Origin of the sequence: Arthrobacter sp. UNCCL28 (assembly GCF_900102805.1) — a bacterium.
In the GTDB taxonomy this organism is placed as follows: domain Bacteria; phylum Actinomycetota; class Actinomycetes; order Actinomycetales; family Micrococcaceae; genus Arthrobacter; species Arthrobacter nicotinovorans_A.
In genome coordinates this window covers 14,423-37,456 of record NZ_FMWE01000007.1, presented here as the reverse complement: position 1 = coordinate 37,456, position 23,034 = coordinate 14,423, and the positions used below count along the sequence as shown (strand labels likewise).

Annotated in this window: 19 protein-coding genes and 1 pseudogene; 8 read left to right on the top strand and 12 right to left on the bottom strand. The window is 62.3% G+C overall.

Translation table 11 applies throughout. The features are described 5' to 3' along the window. Positions 1 to 105 precede the first annotated feature (105 nt). The 3 genes from BLQ01_RS17315 to BLQ01_RS17305 all read right to left on the bottom strand — a co-directional run bounded on the left by BLQ01_RS17315 (position 106) and on the right by BLQ01_RS17305 (position 3,964). The gene (locus tag BLQ01_RS17315; protein ID WP_091553110.1) at positions 106 to 1,266 is read right to left on the bottom strand and encodes a restriction endonuclease subunit S; all 1,161 of its coding nucleotides are present in this window, start codon (positions 1,264 to 1,266) and stop codon (positions 106 to 108) included. Continuing rightward, positions 1,263 to 2,759 carry a type I restriction-modification system subunit M gene (locus tag BLQ01_RS17310; protein WP_091553107.1) on the bottom strand — a complete coding sequence of 499 codons (1,497 nt, stop codon included), beginning with the start codon at positions 2,757 to 2,759 and terminating at the stop codon, positions 1,263 to 1,265. Before BLQ01_RS17310 ends, BLQ01_RS17315 begins: the two co-directional genes overlap by 4 nt. 98 nt (positions 2,760 to 2,857) lie before the next feature. Beyond that, positions 2,858 to 3,964 (bottom strand): thermonuclease family protein, encoded by a 1,107-nt coding sequence (locus BLQ01_RS17305; protein WP_091553106.1) that lies wholly within the window; start codon positions 3,962 to 3,964, stop codon positions 2,858 to 2,860. A 207-nt stretch (positions 3,965 to 4,171) separates the two neighbouring features. Between BLQ01_RS17305 and BLQ01_RS17300 the strand changes: the two genes are divergently transcribed. From BLQ01_RS17300 to BLQ01_RS17290, 3 genes are all read left to right on the top strand, one after another. Beyond that, positions 4,172 to 4,678 carry a hypothetical protein gene (locus tag BLQ01_RS17300; RefSeq protein ID WP_091553103.1) on the top strand — a complete coding sequence of 169 codons (507 nt, stop codon included), beginning with the start codon at positions 4,172 to 4,174 and terminating at the stop codon, positions 4,676 to 4,678. Positions 4,679 to 4,756: 78 nt separating this feature from the next. After that, positions 4,757 to 5,365: a hypothetical protein gene (locus BLQ01_RS17295; RefSeq protein WP_254779516.1), complete on the top strand. Its 609-nt coding sequence runs from the start codon at positions 4,757 to 4,759 to the stop codon at positions 5,363 to 5,365. Between the two features lie 82 nt (positions 5,366 to 5,447). Beyond that, a complete protein-coding gene (locus tag BLQ01_RS17290) occupies positions 5,448 to 5,909 on the top strand; it encodes a DUF3817 domain-containing protein (protein WP_254779515.1) in 462 nt (153 codons plus the stop codon). A 225-nt stretch (positions 5,910 to 6,134) separates the two neighbouring features. Here the strand turns inward: BLQ01_RS17290 and BLQ01_RS17285 are convergent, their stop codons facing one another. From BLQ01_RS17285 to BLQ01_RS17265, 5 genes are all read right to left on the bottom strand, one after another. After that, a complete protein-coding gene (locus BLQ01_RS17285; protein WP_254779514.1) occupies positions 6,135 to 7,085 on the bottom strand; it encodes a PKD domain-containing protein in 951 nt (316 codons plus the stop codon). 3 nt (positions 7,086 to 7,088) lie between these two features. Next, a complete protein-coding gene (locus tag BLQ01_RS17280) occupies positions 7,089 to 7,703 on the bottom strand; it encodes a DUF6318 family protein (protein WP_254779513.1) in 615 nt (204 codons plus the stop codon). A gap of 173 nt (positions 7,704 to 7,876) precedes the next feature. After that, the gene (locus tag BLQ01_RS17275; RefSeq protein WP_035761097.1) at positions 7,877 to 8,254 is read right to left on the bottom strand and encodes an RNA-binding S4 domain-containing protein; all 378 of its coding nucleotides are present in this window, start codon (positions 8,252 to 8,254) and stop codon (positions 7,877 to 7,879) included. A 179-nt stretch (positions 8,255 to 8,433) separates the two neighbouring features. After that, on the bottom strand, positions 8,434 to 9,537 hold the full coding sequence (locus BLQ01_RS17270; protein WP_091553095.1) for a sulfite oxidase: 1,104 nt from the start codon (positions 9,535 to 9,537) through the stop codon (positions 8,434 to 8,436). Positions 9,538 to 9,701: 164 nt separating this feature from the next. Continuing rightward, complete coding sequence (locus BLQ01_RS17265) at positions 9,702 to 10,736, bottom strand: aldo/keto reductase (protein WP_026542048.1); 1,035 nt, start codon at positions 10,734 to 10,736, stop codon at positions 9,702 to 9,704. Between the two features lie 285 nt (positions 10,737 to 11,021). Between BLQ01_RS17265 and BLQ01_RS17260 the strand changes: the two genes are divergently transcribed. Then, positions 11,022 to 11,513, top strand: a complete 492-nt coding sequence (locus BLQ01_RS17260) for a flavin reductase family protein (RefSeq protein WP_091553093.1) — start codon at positions 11,022 to 11,024, stop codon at positions 11,511 to 11,513. A gap of 66 nt (positions 11,514 to 11,579) precedes the next feature. Here BLQ01_RS17260 and BLQ01_RS17255 read toward each other — a convergent pair whose 3' ends face one another. Beyond that, positions 11,580 to 12,734, bottom strand: coding sequence for a hypothetical protein (locus BLQ01_RS17255; RefSeq protein WP_254779512.1), 1,155 nt, complete (start codon positions 12,732 to 12,734; stop codon positions 11,580 to 11,582). A 186-nt stretch (positions 12,735 to 12,920) separates the two neighbouring features. Between BLQ01_RS17255 and BLQ01_RS17250 the strand changes: the two genes are divergently transcribed. After that, the gene (locus BLQ01_RS17250) at positions 12,921 to 13,325 is read left to right on the top strand and encodes a YchJ family protein (protein WP_245232970.1); all 405 of its coding nucleotides are present in this window, start codon (positions 12,921 to 12,923) and stop codon (positions 13,323 to 13,325) included. A gap of 4 nt (positions 13,326 to 13,329) precedes the next feature. On the opposite strand, the gene BLQ01_RS17245 is transcribed toward BLQ01_RS17250, so the two are convergent. Together BLQ01_RS17245 and BLQ01_RS17240 are read right to left on the bottom strand one after the other, a co-directional pair. Further along, complete coding sequence (locus tag BLQ01_RS17245) at positions 13,330 to 15,294, bottom strand: acyl-CoA dehydrogenase family protein (RefSeq protein ID WP_026542044.1); 1,965 nt, start codon at positions 15,292 to 15,294, stop codon at positions 13,330 to 13,332. Positions 15,295 to 15,356: 62 nt separating this feature from the next. Further along, entirely contained in the window at positions 15,357 to 15,659 is a 303-nt protein-coding gene (locus tag BLQ01_RS17240) for a hypothetical protein (protein ID WP_026542043.1), read from the bottom strand. 248 nt (positions 15,660 to 15,907) lie between these two features. On the opposite strand from BLQ01_RS17240, the gene BLQ01_RS17235 reads away from it, so the two are divergent. The 3 genes and pseudogenes from BLQ01_RS17235 to BLQ01_RS17225 all read left to right on the top strand — a co-directional run bounded on the left by BLQ01_RS17235 (position 15,908) and on the right by BLQ01_RS17225 (position 22,162). Continuing rightward, complete coding sequence (locus BLQ01_RS17235) at positions 15,908 to 17,365, top strand: DUF3375 family protein (protein ID WP_026542042.1); 1,458 nt, start codon at positions 15,908 to 15,910, stop codon at positions 17,363 to 17,365. Further along, positions 17,358 to 18,245 (top strand): annotated as a pseudogene (locus BLQ01_RS17230) (DUF4194 domain-containing protein); the annotation flags it as partial. The gene BLQ01_RS17235 and the pseudogene BLQ01_RS17230, both read left to right, overlap by 8 nt. Before the next feature lie 434 nt (positions 18,246 to 18,679). Continuing rightward, positions 18,680 to 22,162 carry an ATP-binding protein gene (locus tag BLQ01_RS17225; RefSeq protein ID WP_091553090.1) on the top strand — a complete coding sequence of 1,161 codons (3,483 nt, stop codon included), beginning with the start codon at positions 18,680 to 18,682 and terminating at the stop codon, positions 22,160 to 22,162. Positions 22,163 to 22,237: 75 nt separating this feature from the next. Here BLQ01_RS17225 and BLQ01_RS17220 read toward each other — a convergent pair whose 3' ends face one another. Then, a complete protein-coding gene (locus BLQ01_RS17220; RefSeq protein ID WP_026542040.1) occupies positions 22,238 to 22,732 on the bottom strand; it encodes an FBP domain-containing protein in 495 nt (164 codons plus the stop codon). Between the last annotated feature and the right edge of the window lie 302 nt (positions 22,733 to 23,034).

The window sequence follows — 23,034 nt, the reverse complement described above, 5'->3', positions numbered from 1 at the left end:
AGAAGCTCCTGTCGCCGTACGGCAACTTCTGTAAATGTCGCCGTACGCCGACTTTAGCATTTGTTGCCGTACGGCGACAGATCTGTGTGGGCGCTGGGCTCCGGCTTAAAGTTCGCCCTTGAACGCGCGGCTCTGCAGCGAAGAAAACAGCGCGTCCAGTTCCACCAAGTGCTTGCGGTGGGTCTCCTTCAAGCGCTCGACGGCGGCGACTCGCGTTGCGAAGGTCTGCTGCAGTTCCAAAGAAGGGACAGGAATTCGGACCGTTGCGAGCTTGCTCTTAGAAATGTTCGACATTGAGGCCGCGGATCCCCCGGCCAAACGCTGAACGGATGCTCTTTTAGTTGGGTAAGCCATCACGGCCCCAAGGTACTCAGGATCCAGCACCGTCCGATCTCGAATGTTCAACCTGAACACAAGATCCGGAAGCAGGAGCTTAGGTCGCGTGTGACGAACGATGGCCACCGCAGCAATCAATTTGGGCGTGTTCTTTCTAGTAAACAGCACATCACCCGCATGAACCTCGTTATTTGCATTCGGTTCTGAATTGACTAGAGCTTTATTTTCGGAGGCGATATATGTCTGAGTAGTGACAGCGCTGACCTTGAGAATGCCCCATTCGTCGGGTGCCGCGGGACGATCCTCCGAGACCGGACTGGTTCCGCTGTCGATCGATGCCAAAAGTTCTTCTAGGCGGCGACCGCCTTCAGCTTTGCTGGGATCACCAAACATTGAGTGGAAGATCGACTGGGTGAGCGCGTCGAGGTGGGCGACGGCTTGGCGGCGCTTGGCGCGCAGCTCGTCGGCCTTGTCCAGAATCGCCGCAATCCGCCGCTGCTCCAACAAGGACAACATTGGGATTTGGATCGTTGCCAAAGAAGTGGGGCTGACTCGGGGCAAGTTGGCGCCGGCAGCCAAGCCGTTCGCCTGCTCGACAACATGTGACTGGCGCAGGTAGTGGGCAACGAACATCTTGTCCATGTCTTGACCCACTCGGATCGGAAGGATATCGGTGCTGCAGACACCATCGAAATCTGGCACAGCGATTTTTGCCAGATATGGGCGTAATTTCCCATAGAGAATGTGGTCCTGACTGAAAACAAACTTGCTGCTGGCCAAGTCGCCGTTGGCTACAGTGCCAACCGAAGTCAGATCCCCGCCAGAAACGATGTTTTCCAAACCGACGTAAATCGTTCCATCGCAGATATCTTCGGGACGGACGCTCCTGCGTTCGATTGTTGCGATTTCCCCGAGGCTTGCAAACTTCACTTCAGCAGCTCCCGCAGCTCGTTCATGCCCTCCGTGATCTCAGCTTCGAGCTCGTCGAGCGCAGCCAAGATTTCCTCCGGGGCAGAATGCTCGACCTCTTCGTACTCAATCTCCTTGTACCGGTTCAGTGAAAGGTCGTAGTCGTTTGCCTCGATCTCGGAAAATGGAACACAGAACGACTGATCCGTGCGCGCCCGCTCAAGTTCCGTCGTCGTGCGCTGATTCCAACGCGAGAGGACGTCCTCAAGGTCGGAAGAGCCGAGTGGCGTGCGCTTGTCGTCGAGGCTGAAGCCGTCCGACTTTACGTCGTAGAACCAGACGTTGTCCGTGCCGCCGGAGTTCGTCTTCGTGAAGAAGAGGATGGCGGTGGAGACGCCGGCGTAGGGCTTGAAGACGCCCGACGGGAGTTTGACGACGGCGTCGAGCTTGTGCCCTTCGACCAGTGTCTTGCGGAGGGATTTGTGGGCTCCGGTGGAGCCGAAGAGAACGCCATCGGGCACGATAACTGCAGCTCGGCCACCCGGCTTGAGCAACTTGATAAACAGTGCCAGGAAAAGGAGTTCGGTCTTCTTCGTCTTGACGACGTTAAGGAGCTCCTTCGACACGTTCTCGTAGTCCAAGCTGCCCGCAAACGGAGGATTGGCGAGGATGACGTTGTACTTTTCTTCCTCGACGGAGTGCAAGTCGGCAAGTGAATCCCGGTAGGAGACGTCCGGGTTCTCGACACCGTGGAGGAGCATGTTCATAGAACCGATCCGAAGCATGGTGGAGTCGAAGTCGAAGCCATGGAACTGCTCGTGGTGGAAGAACTTACTGGTCTCGTCATTGGTGAGGAGATTGCTGTTGTTCTTACGGAGGTATTCCCCGGCCTGAACTAGGAAGCCGCAGGTGCCGGCCGCCGGGTCGCAGATGGCTTCGAGCGGCTGGGGTGCTGTCATCGCGACCATGAGGTCGATGATGTGCCGCGGGGTTCGGAACTGTCCGTTGGTACCGGCCGAGGCCAGCTTGGAGAGCATGTACTCGTAGAGATCGCCCTTGGTGTCGCGTCCCTCCATATTGATGGAGTCGATGACATCCACCACCTGCTTCAAGACACCCGCGTTCGGGATCTTGAACTGCGCATCCTTCATGTGGTGGCTATACGTGGAATCTTCACCGTTGGACTGCTTGGTCAGTTCAGTGCGGAGGAACGGGAAGATGCTCTGCTGGAAGACCGTAAACATCTCTGTTTGGCCGAAGTCCCTGAACTTCGACCAGCGGAGGTCCGAGTAGGGGCGGCCCTGAGGGTCAAGACCTTCGGGGAACACTGCGTTCTCAATCGGCTCGCCCAAGAGATTGGCCTGTGCCTCAGCCCGAGTGTGGTTCTCGTCCAGGCGCTTGAGAAACAGAAGGTAAGTGATCTGTTCGATGACTTCCAGAGGGTTGGAGATACCGCCGCTCCAGAACGTATTCCAGACTTTGTCTACTTGGGACTTGATTTCACCTGTGATCACTCATGCGAGTTTAGTAGGTCGTCAACTGGGGCCGGCCCACCGACAAGAAAACCTGGTACCCCTCTGCGGGGGTACCAGGCCTTCAGGCAAGCTGATTGTCAGCAGGGACGCCAGGACTTGCCGCCGGGAGCGTAGCAGCGGGGACCCGTGTACCCGGGGTAGGGATTCGATTGGACGGGCGGCGCCGGCGGTACGTAATTTTGGGCAGGGGGAACGTACTGCTGGGCCGGCGGCACATAGGGTGCCGGCACGGGGAGGTTTCGTATCCGCTCAGCTTCGGCTGCTGCCGCGGCCTGTTCTGCTGCTGCGGCCTCATCAGCAGCCTTTTTTGCAGCGGCAGCGGCTTCCTCAGCTGCCTTCTTCTCAGCCGCCGCACGCGCAGCGGCGGCCACCCGTTCCTCCTCAGCCTTCTTCTCGGCTGCGGCGAGCGACTTTTCTTGATCCTTGAGCTGGTTGTGGGCAGACTCAGCCTTGGATATCACTGCTGTCAAAGCGGTCAACTTGGCTGCTGATTCGCTGGCAGAGTAGGCCGCCCACAGGATCGAGTTCTCTGTGTCCCTCGCAGCGGATAGCAGGTCCTTGGCGGTCTTCGCAGAGGCGATGGCAGTCGCAAGCCCAGCGGCCGATGCTCCTGCACCCGCCGATGTCGTGGCCGGCGCCGCGCTTTGGGCTGCTGCTAACGCTTCTGTAGCAGCTGTCAGTTGCGCGGGGAGGGTGCATTCGATGTCCTCTGCGAAAAGCCCCGCCTTGGCAGTACGCGCTTCTTCGTAGGCAGCCTCGACCGGCGGCAGGAACTTTCGGTTCTCGCCTACAACCATCGGAACCCCCAGCCCGCGGCGGGCGATCTCGGCGTTGACGAGCTGGTTCTTGGCATTGAAGACACCAGCCAGAGTGCGCCCGTATTTGTCGTGGCGTTCGACGTCGAACTCCAACCGAACCTTGCTGCCCACCGGTAGCACTTCCTCCAAGTGGTTCGTCGCTTCCGGGCCGAGGCATTCGGTGGGTTTATTCGGATCCTTCGTTTCCGGCGTGTTGATGTTCAGCAGTCGGATCGTCTGATCGTTGTTGTTGATGGAAACCACCACGGTGTCTCCGTCAACCACGCGAACGACGGTGCCCGAGTCAGCGTTCGCGGCGGCGGCCGCAATTAGCGAGCCGGTCACGACGGCCAAAGCGGCCGTAGCACCAATAACTAGTTTCCGCATGGTGCCGCACCTCTCGCGACCGAGAAGGTGAGTGGACAGTGGCTGTGGGGCAGCCGGATTTGGGCGCGCAAATAGTCCCCCTATTATGCGATTGGAGTGATGAAGTGGCCGCTGGGCAGCCGAGAAACACTTTAAGCTACAACGCACAATTCCGATGCTTCCCCTGCAGTGCGGCGATATTGTGACTTCTGATTGACACAATGGACCATGCTCTTCACCAAAAAGTCACTCATGCAGGACGGGTTCACCGGCTTCCGGCCGCTCGACGAACTCGATCCCATGAGGATTCCCCAAGGCCCCGGCATCTTCGCCATCCTGTGCCCCGCGGATTTTGACCCCGTGTTCCTCAGCAAGAGCACCGCAGGCACGTTCAAGAAAAAGGACCCTTCGCTCAAGCGTGAAGCGTTGGAAACCGAGTGGATAGCGGAAGCTTCCGTACTTTACCTGGGCAAAGCCAGCGCCGGCAGCCAAGGTAACCGGGGGCTGCGCAAACAGATCCAGGAGTTCATGGATTACGGCCGCGGACGTCCCACTGTTGTCTGGGACGCGCGGTTCATCTGGCAGCTGCGTGATGCTTTGGACTTGGTGGTTGCGTGGAAGGAACTCCCCGCCTCCGAGCTGAACGCGGCCGAGGCTGCCTACCACTCCGACTTCGTGGCGGCCCACGGGCGGCTTCCGTTCGCCAACCTCGTCCAGGCCCGTCCCAAGAAGTAGCGAACAAGGCTCGACGGCGTCAGGCGAGTACCGCCGTCGGCCTCCCACTCGCTGGGCGTTCGGCGCATAATGGCAACCATGACGGCCAGCAACCCCACTGGAAGCAAACCGCATGGACCTCGCATCACGGTTGAGGTACCCGTTCTGCGCATCGGCGCGGGACCTGCTGACTATGACGGCTTATCCCGGTATGTGGATTCGCTCCGAAATCCGCCGGGACTGCACCTGACCCTGCTCCACGTTGGAATACTCGATGAACTTGGCAAGGACATCGCAGCCTGGACCAAGGGATTGTCGTCACCTGCACAGACGCTTCCGGAGATCGCCAGTTGGTTGACCGAGCTGCCGGTGTTGCAGGGCTTTCTGGGGAAGGCGGAAAAGTTGATTCCTTTGGGCGGTGGCCGCCTGATGGGGCTCGAGGTGGATGTGCCACAGGAAGTGCACGACTATCAGGCACTTTTGGTGCAAGGGCTCCACACACTTCTGGACGACCTGGGCCTGGACAACATTGACGACTTCATCCTGAGCTCACCTGCGCTGGGCTACAGGTCGCCCCGCTGGTTGCCTCACGTCGCCGTCGGCAAAGCCCGGACACGGCACGAACCTGAGATGGAGATCGCGCCCGTTGCCATCGAGTTTGGCGATTCCCGTATCCGGAACCGGCAGGCACTGCCCTCGGCAAAGTGAAGTGTTGTTGGTAGGTGACGCACGGGAAGTTCTACAGCCGGTAAAATACGAGGTGTCTCCCGTTTCCTACCTGAGGACTTCCATGCAGCCCCGCACTTTGTTCCGCACCGTAGCTTTTGCCGAGGCCGTGACTTGGACGCTGCTGCTGATCGGGTTGTTCCTTAAGTACGTCACGCGCACCACCGACGTCGGAGTGAGCATCGCTGGAGGTATTCACGGCTTCGTGTTCCTTTGCTACGCCGCGACGGCCGCCTTCACCTGGATCAACCAGAGGTGGTCAACACGAACCGGTCTCCTTGCCATCGGTTCAGCCGTGATCCCGTACGCCACCATTCCCATGGAGAAGTCGCTGGACCGCCGTGGCCTCCTCGCAGGTGACTGGCGCTTGGCCGCTGGGGGAGATTCGCCTCAAGGTGGGTTCGAGAAAGCCCAGGCGTGGGTCCTGCGAAACCCCATTCTGGCCGTCGTCGTCACGTTGGTGGCTGTGGGTGCCGTGTTCAGCTTCCTGTTGTTCATGGGTCCTCCAGGTACCTGGTTCTCCTAGAATTCAGCCATCGGAAAGCACCGTTCTTCGGAACTGGTGCTTTCTTCTTTTTGGCGTGCCCGTTCCGCGGGCCGCCGCCACCGACTTTTCCGCGGGCCGCCGCCACCCACTTTGAGTCTTGAATGGCACGACGCGCCATCTGCACGGTAAATCGATGGGTTGTTCGCCTTCGAAGTGGGTGTTTGCGGTTCGTGATGCGGGCGAAGGCCCAAGGTGAGTCGCCACCTATTTCGGTTTTGCGCCGGGGCAGCCCCAGGAGTTGGGGTTTTCCTGGCAGGTGTCGGCGACGAGTGCTCTTTGTGTTTTCCAGACTTGGATGGTTTGGGCTGGTGTGGTGAGGTTCAGGGTTCCGTTGATGGGTAGGGGTGGGCCGTTGTTGACGGAGTAGGTGCCGGTGAAGCTGGTGGTGAGGGTGGCCTGGTAGTTGCCGGTTTCTGTGTAGCTGTGGCTGGTGCGCGTTTGGGTGTTGAGCCATTCGGTTTCCGGGATGGGGTAGCCGGCTGCTGGTGTTGGTCCGAGGCTGGTGCCGTCACCGAAGGCGTAGGTGTAGTTTGCCGGTGTTGCGGTGAGGTGGACTGCTTGGCCGAGGATGCTGACGTCGAAGTCTTGCTCGCTGGCGGTGGTGTAGAAGTTGGTGGGTGCGCCTTTGAGGGTGTGGGGGAAGGGTTGGGCTTGGAGGGTTCCGGGGTTGATGGGTAGTTGTTGGAAGTCGTTGAGGATCCGGGCTGCGATGTTGTCCAGGACGTTCTCGGGTTGGGGGTCGTAGAGGCAGGTGGGTCCGGTGACGGGGATCCAGTCGGTCCAGCCTGGGTTGGTGATGGCTTTGGGGGCTTCCTTCCAGATGACCGGGGTGCCTGCTTCGGTGTTGGTTTCGGTGGCGGGGCATTCGAGGGCATCGCAACCGGGGTCCTTGGTGTCGGGCCCATCGGCGCGGCAGTGCGTGTCGGCCATGTACTGGTTGGGATCGGCGGCGGCGGTGGACGAGCTGTTGACGTTGGGAATGAACTCGCCAGTGACTGGGTCCCTGGTCCACTGAGTGCCAGTAAGTTGCAGCCCGTTCTCGACGTAGCCGATGTCAATTCTCGGCTCCTTCGCGTGGGCAGGTACGCATTGAAGCGCGACCATCAAGCAGGCAGTACTTACGAGAACGCTGACGCTCTGGGTGAATTTCTGCATGAACTAACGAATCAGACCAAGGTCGACGAGCAGCCAGCGCTGATCATCAAAGGTCATAGCCGCACGACTCGCGGAGTTCGTTGCGCCTGTTGGGTCTTGATATAGGGAACCGTCTCTATCCCTAATTTCGATTGGTTCCTGGATAACCTGAATGGCGGCGACCTGCGTAGACGCGGATGGATCAAAAGTAGCTTCAACTGTCGCCGACCTGATTGTGGCTCCGGCGATCCACTTCCCGTCTTTCCAGCTGGCCTCGATACCTTTGCGGAGAGAAGTACATAACGCGCAGGTGGGACTACTAAGGGGAAGCAATTTTTCAGTTGTCCCAGTTTCGTAGGCATAGCTCAACGTCGCGTAGTAGTACCCAATAAACGCCTCCAACCCCGCCTTCGAGTTTTCCTTCGCCAGCTCGGGCATCACGGGAACGGGCACATTTTCAGCCTTCCCCTTCGCATCCGCGGGCTTGTACACGGCGGGCGCTGAAGGAGTAGCCGAAGCGGTCGGGACCGGAGCGCTGGTGGCGGGCGACGCCGTCGTCGAGCTTGATTCGGACGGTTGCGTGCTGGGTGCGGGGCCGCCCTGACAGCCACTCAGAAGCACCGCCATAGTGAGAGCCATGACCGCCGTCCAAGGCCGGACAGAAGAAAAAGTGGCAGACGAAAGGCATGACATGACAGGCTCCCCAGCAGCTGTTTGGCGTTGTGCCGGTCAGTCTAGGTCGGGAGGGAAGCCAGATTCACGTCAGAAATTGCGGCTTGTGGATAAGTGCCCCGCCGCGTCCGAATATCCCCCTACCCGCGCAGCTTGTCCATATCCCTGCGGTCCTTCTTGGTGGGCCGTCCGGCGCCGCGGTCGCGCTGGGGGAGGCCGAGCTTAGGTGCAACGGGGCGTGGGGGAGTGTGGTCGGTGAAGCAGTGTGAGGCGGCTTCGGCGCCGACACGCTTCGCGATGAGTCGCCGCACTTCGAGTATCCGTTCCCAGCCCGATTCACGGACCCGGATGGTGTCGCCGATGATCACGCTCTGTGATGCCTTGACCGGGTTTCCGTTGATGCGGATGTGGCCGGCACGGCAGGCAGCGGTGGCGGCCGAGCGGGTCTTGTAGGCACGAATCGCCCAAAGCCAGGCGTCGACTCGGACGTTTGCCGGTGAAGATGACGGGATACTCATGATTGGGAAGAGTCTAACCGGGCCTCGCAAGCCCTGCGGGAACGCAAGAAGCAGCGAGGTCGTGGGAGGCCAGCCAAAACCCCCGGAAAGTTCCGGCGATCCCGCAGCATTCCCGCGATCTCGACGATCTCGGCGGGAGGACGGGCGGCAGCCAGGAGGGGCGCAGCCTGGAGACCCAACTACCGCACCGTCACCTCAACCACCTGCGCCATGTTGTTTCCGATGCCCTGGTAATTCCACACCTGCTCCGTGGGCTGCAGCGCGCCGGACGTATCCATCGCCCGGCACCGCAGTACGTGCTCACCCGGGCCCGCGACCCACACCATGGACCACGACCTCCACGCGAAATCACCCAAGGGCGGATCCACATGGGCAGGCATCCACTCGCCGTCGATCCCCACCTCCACCCGTTCAACCTCGCCGTGCCCGGACCACGCGCGGCCGTGCAGCATGACCGGACCGGCGTCCACAATCCGGCGTCGCGTGAAGAATTCCGGAATCCCGGGGGGAATCATGAGCGAACGGACACGGATGTGCGTCACGGGCAGCCCGGGACCGTCGGGACCTTGCAGGTAGTGATAGGCAACAGCCTGTTGGAATCCCATGAACCGCGACGTCACGGCCTCGATCGACGTCAACCATTTCACGCTCGCCATGCCGTACCAACCGGGCACCAACAGCCGCAGGGGGAATCCGTGTTGCAACGGTAAGGGACTGCCGTTCATGGCGTAGGCCAGCATGACTTCCGGATGCATGGCTTCCGCCACGGACAGGCTGCGCGCGTAGGGCTCTTCGACGCCGCCCTGGACTCCGGCGTCCGCACCCGTAAAGACAAGTTCGACGGCGTCACTCGCCAAACCTGCCTCCTCCAGCAGGGGTGCCAAGGGAGTCCCGGTCCACTCGGCCGTACCCACTGCACCCATGACCCAAGGCTGGCTTAGCGGACGCGGTTGCAGGAGGGAGCGGCCATTTCCGGCGCACTCAAGCGTTACGGGCATGGTGACGGAGGGTCTGGCCTTGATTTCGTCCAGGCTCAGCTCAAAGCTGCGGTCAACAGCCCCACCCAGCCGCAGTCGCCATGTATCAGCAGGGACGTGGGGGATGTCGAAATGGATGAGCAGGTAGTGGAGCCCGGCCGGCGTGATGTCGTCGTGCAGGGCCTCCAACGGCATGGAATGGTTGCGGCCGGAGAGCTGCAGTTCCTCATGGGTCAGGGGACCCTCGGTCGGCTGACCGGCGGTGGCGGCTTTCGCAGCCCTTTGCTTTACATGGTGCTTGGACATGGGACGGCGGCGTTCTACTGGAAGCTAAACGCTGCGGAGTGCCGCAGCACTTAGGACAAGGATCACGCCCCTGCCCAAGCCCGTCAATAGCCAGTTGTGAGGCCCGCTCTGCGCCATTAGGGAAGACCAAAGCGCGCAAAGCGGGCCTCGCAACGCAAGGGTGGCTACCGGCGTCGCAGTTCCGGGTACTCAAGGTGTGGGGCAACAGTGCCGGCGTCGCGCTCCAGGAAGTTGACCGCCGGGGCAACGATGTCGTCAATTTCGTCAAGGATCGACTCGCTCAACACCACGTCGGCAGCCTTCAGGTAGTCCGTCAGGTGGTCCTCGGTACGGGGCCCGATCACCACGCTCGTCACAGCCGGGTGGTTCAGGGCAAAGGCCACGGCAAGCTGGATGAGGGTCAGACCATGCCTGGCTGCGAGCTGAGCCAAGGCGTCCGCCGCATGCAGTTTGCCCTGGTTGAAAGGGGCGTTTACGTCGAAACGGCCCGGAAGTGCGCCCGATCGCGAGCTTTCGGGCTGTCCCGCACCCACCCGGTATCCGCCGGCCAGCCAGCCGCCGTCGAGCGGTCCGTAACTCAGAACCCCGACGCCGTACTGCTGGGTGATGGGGAAAACATCACGTTCGTTGGCACGCACCAAAAGCGAATAGGGAACCTGGTCAACCACGGGTGGGGTCAGATGGTTGGTGTTCGCGATCCACTGCGCCTCCACAAGCTGGGCCGGACTGAACACGGACGTGCCGTAGTAGAGGATCTTGCCTTGCCGGATGAGGTCGTTGAGCGCAGTGATGGTCTCCAGGAGATCGGTGTTGTAGTCCGGACGGTGCGCCTGGTAGAGATCGATCCGGTCCGTGTTCAACCGCCGCAAGCTGTCCTCCACAGCCCGGACGATCCACCGGCGGGAGTTGCCGGCATGTGCCGGGTTGGAACCCATCTGTCCGTGGAACTTGGTGGCGAGGAAGACGTCGTCACGCCGGCTGTGGATGGCTTGGCCAACCACGGTTTCTGCCTCTCCCTGGGAGTAGATGTCCGCGGTGTCGACGCTGGTGATGCCGGCATCCAGTGCCGCCTTGATGATACGGATGCTCTCTGCGGGACCCGTGGGTGCGGCGCCGGTACCGAAGTTCAGGGTGCCCAGCGTGAGCGGGCTGATCAGGGCGCCAGTGCGTCCAAGCGTTCGTAGCTCGTTGAGGCTCATGTCGGCTTCCTGTGGTGGGACTGTGCTGATGGGGCGGTCCTGATGTCCAGGGATTGGCCGTGGACCGGATGTTCAATCGAGGCTACACACGGCCGCCGGAGGCATAAACGCAAGCGGTAGAACTTCTTCGTTTTTCGTCTTGCGAGGTAATGGAAGAGGCCTTACTTCGCGATATTTCTTGACACGCGGCAACACAAATGTCTTTCGGATCAACAAATATTGCCGTTCCCGGAAGCAGGTGAATTATGGGAAAGGAACTCAGGCAACGCGATAGGGGATACCGGAATGACTCAGACCACAGTGGAAGAAACGGCGGCCATCAAGGCGGCCTTTGCGCAATTCCCGTCGGGAGTTGCGGCGTTCAGTGCGATGGTGGATTTCACTCCGGAAGCCCTGGTGGCATCGTCCTTCACTGTGGGGGTTTCCCTGGAGCCGCCGCTGGTGATGTTCGCCGTGCAGAACTCCTCCACCACGTGGCCCAAGCTGCGCCAGGCCAGACGCCTGGGTGTATCAGTACTCGCCGAGGGCCAGGAGGCTACGGCACTACAGTTGGCTTCGAAAACGCGGGACCGTTTCGCCGGGCTGGCCACAAGCGTGGGTGATTCAGGCGCCGTCCTGATTGATGGCGCCGTGCTGGGCTTTGAATGCGAAGTCGTTTCGGAGACGCCCGCCGGTGATCACGCGATCGTCGTCCTGGAGGTCAAGGCCACCACCATCAACCTCGAATCGAAGCCATTGATCTACCACGGCGCAACGTTCCGGCAGTTGGCGGCCTAGTACCTGGCTGCCTAGTACCTGGCGGCCCAGTATCGGGCTGCCAGGCTTCTGGCTGTCTGGCTTCCGCTAGGAGTTGCGGCTGGCGCTGCTGAGCGAACCTTTTCGGATCGGGCTCGGAGACTTCCCATTTTTGGAAGTGTTCGGGCCCGACTTCTTTGCGTCGCTGCCGGAGCCGTTGGACGCGCCGTTGCCGGCACCGTTCTTGGAGGCGCCGCCGCTGCCGGAGCTGTTGGACGCGCCGTTGCCGGAGGCGTTGGACGCGCCGTTGCCGGCACCGTTCTTGGACGTGCCGCCGGTCCCGCCGGAGCTTGTCCCGCCGCCGTTGTCGCCTACGCCGTTCCGGCTGTTGCCGCCGCCGTTCCCGCCACCCGGCTTTGCCGACGCATCCGGGCTGTTCGGGCCCTGTTTTGCGCTACTGGACGACGGCGTTGGCTCACCGATGTCCCGGACGGTCACCTTGATGGCCGGCGGCTGTCCTGCCTGCGCGCGGGCCGCTGCACGCCGGTCCGCCTCGGCCACAGCGTCAGCCCAGTCCTTGGCCAGAACAGGCGGTTCCTTGGTGGCTGCCACAACGATCGGATGGTGTGCGGTCTGGTGTTCGACCACTGACTTGACCTCTGCCGGTTTGGGCAGGTTGCGCGGGTCTACCTTGTCTTTCCACGCGCCGTCCTTAAGCCCAGCCGCCGTACCCGAGAGCCGGCGTCGAACGCCTCCAAGGAGGTCCCGCTTCGGGGCCGCTGGTTCGGGGGCCGCGGCGGGTTCTTTGGCTGGTTTTTCTGCCGATGCCGACGGCGCTTCAGCAGACCCAACCGGCGCTTCAGCAGGCCGAACCGGAGCTGAGGCAGACCCCGCAGGGACGGCAGTGGCCCGGGCCGGGGCGGCAGCCGGTGCGAGTGTTGCCGCAGCCTGCACCCGCTCTGTGGAACCTGTTTCCAAGTAGGCCAGGTCATCGAGCGGAGAATCAGCAACCGCCGGGGTATCGCCGCCGGTCACAGGATCGGGAACGCGGGCGGGTCGCGGGGGCAACTGAACGATGCGTGTGGTTTCCTTTTTCGGGAAAATACCCACCATCGCCAAGAGAATAATCGACAGCAGCCGCCCCACCCCGGCGACCACCAGAGTGATGATAATGATCAACCCGAGACCCAGGAACATCAGGACAGCGAGTCCCAGTGTTCCCAAATAGGTCAAGTTGATGGCGAGTGTTGTCGGATCCTCCACGTAGCCTCCCCTGGCTGTCGTTTTGTGATGCGCGCATTGCCCACCCAGCTTGCGTATCCAGCCTACGGTCCAGCACCGACGGAATCACGCGCCGCCCCCTACTCTGGCGGGGTTGTTTCAAAGCTGTTATACGGCGTGGGAAAATATGTTGCCCAGCTCTCATTTACTGCCTCAGATTGGGACCTTGTGACCCCTGATACCACCCGGCTCCGCAACGGCGCTTGTCCCTGCCTTTCCGGCGACCAGTACGACGATTGCTGTGCCCGTTTCCACCGCGGTGATGCCGATGCGCCCACAGCGGAGCAACTCATGCGTTCCAGGTATTCGGCGTTCGTGGTCCTTGATCCCGCTTACCTGCTGCGCACCTGGCATGCTTCAACCAGGCCGCAATCCATGGACCTCGATGAGGACATGCAGTGGCGGAGGCTGGACATTCTCTCTACAGACAAGGGCGGCCCCCTGGACAACTCCGGCACTGTGGAGTTCGCCGCTCATTACAGGCTCGACGGCGAACGCGGAGTCCAGCGCGAAGCCAGCCGTTTTGTTCGGGAAGGCAAGCGCTGGTTCTACGTGGATGGCGACGTCCGCTAGGAAGCTACCTGTAGTTGCGGTGCAGGTTCTCCTTGGTTGAAGCGCCGGGCGAGGCGTCGCCGATCCATGGCCCGGTGCCTTCGGACTGGTCCAAAACTCCGGCCTCCAGCCAGGCGTAGTCTCCGGCGAGGACTTTGCGCGAGAGCCCGTGGTCGCCGTCGTCAGTGTTCCTCCACAGCTGGTCAAAGTACTCATCCACCCGCACCCGCGCTTGTTCACAGAAGGCCTCGGCCAGTTCAAACGCCGTGGCACCCTGTTCCGGGTGCTTGCGCAGCAGCATTTCAGCCCGCGAGCAGCAGGCTGCCATTGCGAACAGCTCAGCGCCGATGTCCACAATCCGGCCCAGGAACGCCTGCTTGTGTTCAAGCTTCGCCTGCCACCGGCCCATGCCGTAGAAGGTTTGCCGCGCCAGCCGCCGGGAGGACCTCTCGACGAACCGCAACTGCTTGGCCAGGCGCCCAAACTCCGCGTAGGACCGCGGATCCATTCCAGCGCCGGCTACGAGCTTCGGCAGCCATTTCGCATAGAAACCTGAGGCCCCGACGGCGGCCCTCGCCTTGTCCTGCAAGCTCGCATCCGCTGAGGCGAGGTCGCCCGCGGCTGCAAGGTGTGCGTCAACTGCTTCGCGGGCGATCAGGAGTTTCATGATCTCGCTGGAACCTTCGAAGATCCGGTTGATGCGGAGGTCCCTGAGCAGCTGCTCGGCCGGGACGGCACGCTCGCCCCGGGCTTCCAGGGAGTCGGCGGTTTCGAAGCCCCGGCCGCCACGGATCTGGACCAGTTCATCGGCGATCCGGCAGCTCAGCTCGGTGGACCACAGCTTGGCCAGCGCTGCCTCGATCCGCACGTCTTTCTGCCCTGCGTCCGCCATCTCGGCTGACAGTTCAAAAACGGCTTCCAAGGCAAAAGTGGTGGCGGCGATGAAAGCGATCTTCTTGCCAACCGCTTCGTGTTGGCCAACCGGGCGTCCCCATTGGGTCCGTGCGTTGGACCATTCGCGGGAGATTTTCAGGCTCCACTTTCCCGCGGCAACGCAGAGTCCGGGGATGGAAAGCCGTCCCGTATTAAGGGTGGTGAGGGCGATCTTGAGTCCTTGGCCTTCGCGGCCGAGCCGGTTGGCGGCAGGGACCCGGACTTGGTGGAAGCGGGTTACCCCGTTCTCGATCCCGCGCAGCCCCATGAAGGCGTTGCGGTTCTCCACAGTGATCCCGGGGGAGTCCATCTCCACAACGAATGCCGAGATGCCGCCCTTATGCTCGGTGCCATCAGCATCGGTGTGCGCGGGGACCCTGGCCATGACCACCACCAGTTCGGCGATCACCCCGTTGGTGGTCCACAGTTTCACGCCGTCCAGAACGTAAGAGCCGCCGTCGTCGGACAATACGGCAGTGGCGCCCATCCGCGCGGGGTCGCTGCCGACGTCGGGCTCTGTCAGGAGGAAAGCGGTGATGGCGCCGGCGGCGCAACGCGGCAGGTATTCCTGCTTCTGTTCGCTCGTGCCGAATTCTTTGACCGGCTCCGGCACTCCGATGGACTGGTGGGCGGAAATCAGCGCGCCCAGGCTCGGATGCACGGATCCCAAAAGGGCCAAAGCGCGCCCGTAATAGACCAAGGACAGGCCCAGGCCCCCGTATTCGCGGGGGATCTTCATGCCGAAAACGCCCAGGTCCGCGAGCCCTTTGAGGTACTCGTCAGGAATTCTTGCGTCCCGTTCAATAACGCGGCCTGACATGGTTTTGGCGAACGTGAGCAACCGGCCCATGAATTCCTCGCCCCGCTCTACATCGTCCCCCTTGGCTTGTGGCCACGGGTGGATGAGGCTGAGGTCAAAGCTGCCCAGGTACAGGCCTTTGGCGAAGCTGGGCCGGTTCCATTCGGTTTCACGCGCGGCTTCGGCGACGGCGCGGGCTTCTTCTGCGGTGGCGTTGACGCTTGCTGCGGCGAGACTGTTGTCAGTGGCGGACGTCATGGGATAACTCCTCTAGCCGGTTATGCCGGATGGAGCCAGGGTCCGCCTCGGGTGGGAACCCTTCAGCTGTCCCTCAATGCTACCCGCGGGTAGCTACCCGTGCCAGTGGAAATTTGGGGCTGGAATTCGGCCGGAATTTCCACTTGTCCCGCGTGGTGGACCAAACGGTCCCACGCAAAATTAATGCCATGGACGAGGCCGCCGAGGACGCCTTTGACGGCGTACCAAACCATGCCCATTGCGCCGATAAGAACGATTGTTGCCATTGCTGCTGCAGCGATGAATGCCACCAAAAGCGCAGCGAAAAACAGTGTTCCAATAACTACGTATGTGCCTGTTTCCAGCGCAGTGAAATCGAAATCCATGGTTCCCCCCGGAGCGACGGTGCGTGGGTCGGCGCGGCGTGGCTGCGTCGATGCTCTGACACTAGGGGTGCCAGGTACGTTCCGGCCAGAGCGGAAACGTGCCGTGGCCGCGTTGATACGGGATCGAAACCATACCGCACGGTAGGTTACGAAATGGTTGCGGTGGGGAGGCTCCGACGCTCTGCGTTAACCTTGTACGGGGCAGTTTTCGCTGCCAGCCAGGTTTCGCAGCAGCTGAAGGAGAGTAGTTGTCCCGTTCAGCCATGTCTTCCGCCGATGCGATCAGCGCAAGGCTCCGTGACCTCGAACAGCTGACCAAGGGGCCGGCGTGGGCCCTGACGCGTTCGGCGCCGTGGGTGATCGCGGTGCTGCAGGCTTCCTTCACCCGCACCCGTCCGCAGCTTCCGCTCGAAGAGTTCCATGCCGACGTCGACGCTTTCCTTGAGCAGCTCCGGCGCCAGGACCCGGCGTTGGGCGGCCAACAGAACGGCAAGCTGTTCGGTGATGAATGGACCCGGAAGCAATTCCTGACCCGCCGGAACCAGTCGGGCCAGATCGTTTACGAAGTCACCGAGCCAGCGGCCCGTGTACTGGCGTTCCTCGACAGCCTGTCCAGCGAACGTTCAACCTTGAATGGATCACGGCTTGGCACTTTGCTGGGTGACGTGGAGAAGCTCGCCAACGAGACCAACCCGGACCAAAGCGCGCGGCTGGAGGCCTTGGAAGAAGAAATCCAAGAGCGGCAGCAGCTGGTGGAGGACATCAGCTCCGGCGAGTTCGATGGCCTCCTGGACGATGAAGAGGCGGTGGAAGCTGCCGGCAACATCCTTGACCTTGCCGCCAGCCTGCCCGCTGATTACAAGAAAATGCGCGACCGCATCGAAGAACTGGTGGGCGAACTCCGGAACCAGATCATCGAGGAATCCCTGAGCAAGGGCGCCACCATGGCCCAGGTCCTGGAAGCCGACAAGCGGCTGCGGCAAAGCCCTGAGGGACGTACCTTCCGGTCCTTCACCGCTTTCCTGGAGGACCCGCAGCAGCAGTTGCGGTTCCGTTCGGCGATCGGCGAGGTGCTGAGCCGGCAGTTTGCAGACGACCTCACCCCGGAAGACCGCGAAACCCTGAAGAACCTGGTGGCCGAACTGCGCACCCAGCACAGCCAGATCCAGCGGATCTACGGCAAGCTTTCCGAAAGCCTGAACACCTACATCCAAAGCGACGACGTCCGGCAATCGGTCAGCCTCCGCAAAGTACTTGCCGAAGCCGAGCAAGCGATCCGCTCCTTGCCGTACGAGCGCGACCGGCCCGGCCTGGTTCCCGGACCTGTGCTGTTCAACGCCGGATTCGAATCGCTGGCCATGGTCAAACTCTTCGATCCCGACGAATTTGCCACACCCCCGCGCCTTGCCGACCCCATCGCTTTCAGCGACTCGGACCGGGTCCGGTCCGCACGAACCGGAAAAGCCAAGCCTGCCGTGGTCCGGGCGGCAATGGCGGGATCCGCTACCTTGGCCGAGGCATGGGAGAACCTCCCCGCTGAGGAACGGCACATCAACACTGTGCGCACCCTGCTCTCCATGGCGCTCCAGACGGGTGCGGCCTTCGATCGCGCCGCCTGGGAACACATCGACTTCGAACAAATCGACGGCAGTACCCGCACTGCGTACCTGCCGGTCGTTACGCTGAATGAGGATTCTGATGACTGAGGAAATCACGACGCCGGAACCCGCCGTTGAGGAAACCACGACGCCGGAACCCGCCCAGGCGGTTGAGGTCACCACGGAGGGGACCAAGGACGCGGCGGAGGCTGGGGAGCCGACGACAGAAGCTGCTGAACCTGCGACGGAACCAGCTGCAGACATCAGTCACGCGGACCCATTCCGGGTCACGCCGCGGGACTCCTTTGTTGACGGGGCTGCCCTGTTCCCTGGTGACACCGGTGTGCTCCCCATGAAGGTCCGCCATGCTCTGGTGAAGCTCCTCAAAGGCCCTTACATCGACGGCGGCCGTGACGAAAAACTGTGGACCACGCTCTTGGACAACCAGCTGATCCTCCGCAGCCGGCTCTCCGAGCTGTTCCTCACTCTCCAGCTCGATCACGACCGCAAGATTGCAGTCCTCCGCCCAGTCGACCCCGAAATCATCGGTGCCGGTTCCCGGTCAAGCATCCTTCGGCAGCAGCGGGCCCTGAGCCGCGTGGAAACCATCGTCCTGCTGCGCCTGCGGCTCCTGCTGGACCGCCATGTCACAGCCCAGACAGATCCGACCATCACCCGTGAAGAGATCTCCGACCTCGTGGCCAACTACACCCCTGCAGGCCAACAAGATGCCCTCAGGGACTCCGACGTCGTAACCCGGACCATCACCAAACTCCTGGCTCGCCAACTTCTCCTCCCCACCCAGCTGGATGACAGCTACACCATCAGCAACGCCCTCCCACTGGCCCTTCCTTTCGAGAACATCGGCGACATCCCGGCCCAGATCGAGGCACTGATAGCAGTAGCAGCGGACGAGTCCGGAACAGAACCCCTCCTGGACCTCGACCCCGACTCCAGCCCCGCTTCCGAAGACGGGGACGACGACGCCGATGCCGCCCCCGCCCCTTCGCCGGGCGGCTCTGCTGCAAGCAGCGAGCCGCCCGGCTCCGACAGCGGCAGTGGCCTTCCCAACACTCGCAAGCTCGCGTCGGGTCCCTCGGCCAGTGCCTTGGATGCCACTCCCGGGGCGGCATCGGCGCCGTCTAACTCGAGCGCGCACCCCACCAACCAGATCGATCTCAATTCAAGCGATCGCTCCGCAGCGGACACCGGGCTTGAAGAAAAAGGTGACGGGCCCGCTGACGTGAGCGCCGACGTCGAGCGTTCTTCGGATGAAATCGGAGATGCCGATGAAGTCGGGAACGGCACGAGCGGCGATGCCGGAGACATGCGGCAGCATGCGTCTAAGCGAGGGACGAGCGAGCATGCAGAGAATGTGTCCGGTACCGCCGCGGACGCAACCACGACTGACGGGATCACCAAGTGACCATCGCAAGCATGCTCCCACTAGGCGAACTCACGAACCCGGGCCAGATGCGGTTGGCGCTCGTCCAGGTGGTCAACTGGGGCACGTTCCATGGCGCGCACACCATGCACGTGGACCGCAAGGGCACCCTGCTCACAGGCAACTCGGGCGTCGGTAAGTCGACTCTCTTTGATGCGATGCTCCGCGTTTTCGATGCCCGTCCGCGCTCGAATGAGGCTGCTGCCCAGCGGTCCGGCGGTGCTGTGGAGGACAAGAGGACCACGTTCACCTATATGCGCGGCAAGGTTGGCGACAAGGCCGTGGGGGACAGCTCGGCCAGTGCCTTCCAGCGCCCTGGTGCCACCTGGTCCGCCGTCGCGCTGACGTTTGATAACGCGGCCGGCACGAAGGTGACGGTGTCGGCGCTGTTCGACCTTCCCAAAAATGGCACTGAGTCCAGTGTCGGTCGGTTCTACGTGATCGACAGCAAGCCGTTGGATCTTGAGGCCATTGAGGGGATTGCGCAGAAGCGGTTTACCAAGGGCGCGCTGGAGTCGATTTTCCCTGAAGGCCAGGTCTTCGATGTGCATAAGGCGTTCGCCGAGCGCTTCCGCAGGCTGCTGGGCATCAACTCCGACCAGGCGCTGCCGCTGCTTCGCGTGATCCAGGCCGGCAAGGGCTTGGGCGGAAGCGTCAACACGTTCTTCCGTGACCAGGTGCTTGACGCCCCGGCGACTCTGGCCGCCGCCGATGACGTGGTGGAGGAGTTCAGCAACCTGATGTCCATCCGGCAGCGGCTGGAAGATGTCCGTCAGCAGCGGGACCAGCTTGCTCCGGTTCCCGGGCTGAACAAGGAATACGCGCAGGCATTGCTGGACGCGAACCGGCTCCGGGAGTTGGCGGGCGAGGAGTTTGAGGCTTACAAGCAGCAGCTCGCAGTGACTGTGCATGCAAAGACGCTGGCCCGGTTTAAGGAGCTCGCGCAGTCCAAGGCGCAGGAACTTGCCGCGGAGCGCACCGTCCGCGACGCCCTGGCCAAGGAGCTTCGCGATCTCGAGCTGGATTACAACAACCGCGGCGGCAACGCGATTTCGGCCATTGAACAGTCGCTGGAGAACGCCCGCGTTGGCCTTAAGCTGCGTCAGCAAGTTGAGGATTCGGCCCGGAAAGCGCTGGCCGAGGCCGGGTTGAACCTTGAGTGGTCCGCCGAGGGCTGGGACCAGGCCCATGAGCAGGCAGCAGCTCGATCGGCAGAGTTGAAGGACGATTCGGAGGCCCTGAAGGAGCTCCGTTTCGAGGCCTTCGACGGCCATGCCACCAAGAAGCGGGAGCTTGCCGCGGCCCAGCAGGAACTCTTGTCGCTCCGCTCGCGCAAGTCCTTGCTGCCGCCGTCGAGCATCGAAAACCGTGCCGCCATCGCCGCCGCAACAGGCGTCCCGGAAGAGCGGATGCCGTTTGGCGGTGAGCTGATCGACCTCGCCGAGGGGCAGGACCAGTGGCGCCCGGCGGCTGAGCGTGCCCTCCGCAACCTTGCCACCACGTTGCTGGTTCCGGGCGAGCACTTCGCCGCAGTTACCCGCTACTTGAACGACAACTCCGTCCGTGGCGCTCTCCGCGCAGTGGATGTGTCCAAGCCGCTCGCCGGTGGCGCGCTGGCTGTGGAGGACGTTTTCGACGGCGACCTCCTGACCAAGTTGAGCATCCTCACCTCGGGCGCCAATGCCGACGCCGGGGAATGGATCCGCGAGCGGATCGCCGTGGACTTCGCGTACCCGTGCGTCGAGGATCCCGACCAGCTGGCCGGGATGGACAAGGGCCTGAGCCTGGGTGGCGTGGTCAAGCGCAACCGGCACACCGTGGAGAAAGACGACCGTTTCACCAGCCGCCAGGACTACGTCCTCGGGTTCGATAACGCCTCCAAACTCGAGCTGGTGGCCGCACGGGTGGGCGAGCTGGAAAACGAGCTGGTGAAGGCTGCCGAACTGGCCCAGAGCCGCGAGGATTCGCATCAGGGCATGGCCCGCCAGCTCGAGGCGTTGCGTCGGGTGGCCGAAGACGAACGGCCATGGGAGCAGGTCTCCGCAGCGGTGGCCGCGGACGAACTGGCCCGCATTGAGCAGCGGCTGACGGACGCCTTGGCCGCGCAGGCCGACCTGGAGCCACTCCGTGCAAACATCGAGGCCGTGCGGGAAAAGCACCAGTCCTCCACAGGGTCGGCCGCCGTGTTGCAGAGCGAATACAAAGCGCTGGACCACAAAATGACCACAGCAGACGGCCTGCTCGATGCCGCGAGGTTGAAGCTGGAGCAAGCACCGCCGTCGGCCTCCACCATCACCGCGCTGGAACCCTACTTTGACGGCGTCGCTGATGTCTCCGAGCTTTATGAGCTCGACAACCTGGCCAACAGCGTCCGCAACAAGTTGCTCGACGAGCTTCATGCCGCTGAATCGCGCGGGCAGGCAACCGCCGAGCGGCTGACACGCATGTTCGAGGCGTTCGTCCGCGACTGGGGAAGTGCCATCAGCGCCGACCACGGTACATCGATCGGAGCAGCCGGCGACTTCGAGTCCCGGTATCATGCGATCGTCAGCGACGGACTGCCCGCCCAAGAGGCCGAGTTCCGGTTGTTCTTCAACCAGCGCACCCACGAGTCGTTCAGTACGCTCCTGCACTTGCTGGATGAGGAACGGCGCAGTATCACCAGCCGCATCCTGCCCCTGAACGGCATCCTGTCCCAGGTCAATTTCCACGAGGGCAGCTTCCTGGAACTGGACATCAAGCAGACGCTTCCGGCCACGGCCAAGCAGTTCAAGGACGCGATCCAGAATGCGCTGAAGGCAAAGCACACCCGGCCGTCCCGGGGAGCTGCTCCAGCGACGGAAGTGGACGACGACGCCGAGCTCACCGCCCGCTACAAGTCCTTGGAAACCCTGGTGAAGCGCCTCGGATCGCAAACGCCCGAGGACCGCCGCTGGCGGGCCGAGGTGCTGGACGTTCGTGGGCACCTGTTTATCCAGTGCAAGGAGCACCGCGAAGTAGCTTCGAAGGCGGGCAAGGCCCCCGGTAAAGCCGGCACCGGCAAGGCAACCAAAAAGAAGACCGAAGTGTTCATGCACGCCGACACCGGCTCCATGTCCGGCGGGGAGCGCCAGCGTTTCACGGCGTTCATCATGGCCGCTGCCCTGAGCTACCAGTTGGGCATCGCCGAGCAAGGGTTCACCACCTACGGAACCGTGATGATGGACGAAGCGTTCGTGTTGGCCTCGGAGGAATTCGCGGGCGCCGGCATCAAGGCGCTTCACGAGTTCGGGTTCCAGTTGTTGCTTGCCGCGCCGGAAAACGTGATCGACCTGTCCCGGCACCTTGGATCCGTTACCGAGATCCTCCGGGACAAGCGCACCAACCGCTCGGGCGTGCTGACGGCTCCCGTCATCGCCGGTCCGGGCGAACCGGGCGCGTGGCGCTCCGAAGCCAACCCTGTGGACATCGTCCTCCGGTAACAGCAACGCGGGGTCACTTGTCGCCCCCTCGGGGAGTGCGAAAGGGCCATTAGTGACCCCGCGTTGCTTCAGGTCCTACTTCGCGCGGACGCGGTCCAGGAACTGTTCGGTCCGGGCTTCCAGCCCTGCGATTTGTCGAACAACGACGGCGGCCGGGTCCGGGTTGATCTCGTTGGCGGGCGGTTCCTTGCGCACGTTGGCGCTGCAACCGAACTCGGCGCAGATCAGTGTCCCCACTGTGTTCCCGTCTTTGCCGGATTGTCCGGCCTTCTTGGCAACCCACAGGTAGACGTCATCCTTGGAGAAGACATCGCGGCACAGTTCGCACAGCACCACGCGCCTCTTTCCGGATCCACCTTCGGGGGCACGGAGCATGATCCCGGTGAGCTTTCCCCGGTGCTGAACCACAAGGTACCCGCGCTGGGGCATCTTTTCGTCCCGCCATCCCAGGAACTCCAGGTTGTCCCAATTGATGGTTTCAAAGTCACGGGGGAGATTGAGTTTGGCCGCCTCGGAGCGACTTGCATTGATGAAGGATGAACGGATCTGTTGGGCAGTAATTTTCTGCATGGCAATGCTTCTTTCGGAAATGGTCGACGTCCGCGCGGAGTTCTGGCGCGCGGGAAATGGCAGAAGTCGTCGGTCATCCGGGAAGGCAGGCGCAACAAAGGGACCCCGAAATTCATGGTGTCCGGGAGATGAGCCTAGGAAGATACCGACGGGCGGGGGAGTGCCAAGCAGGCCAAAGCGGCCACCTCGCCAACCATGGCTGCGGCAACTGAAACAGTGCGCACGCTCATCCCCTCGTTCGATTCCTTTGGAAGCGGTAGTCCGCTGCCGCTATCTTCCCAAAACCCGAGGGGAGATGTCCA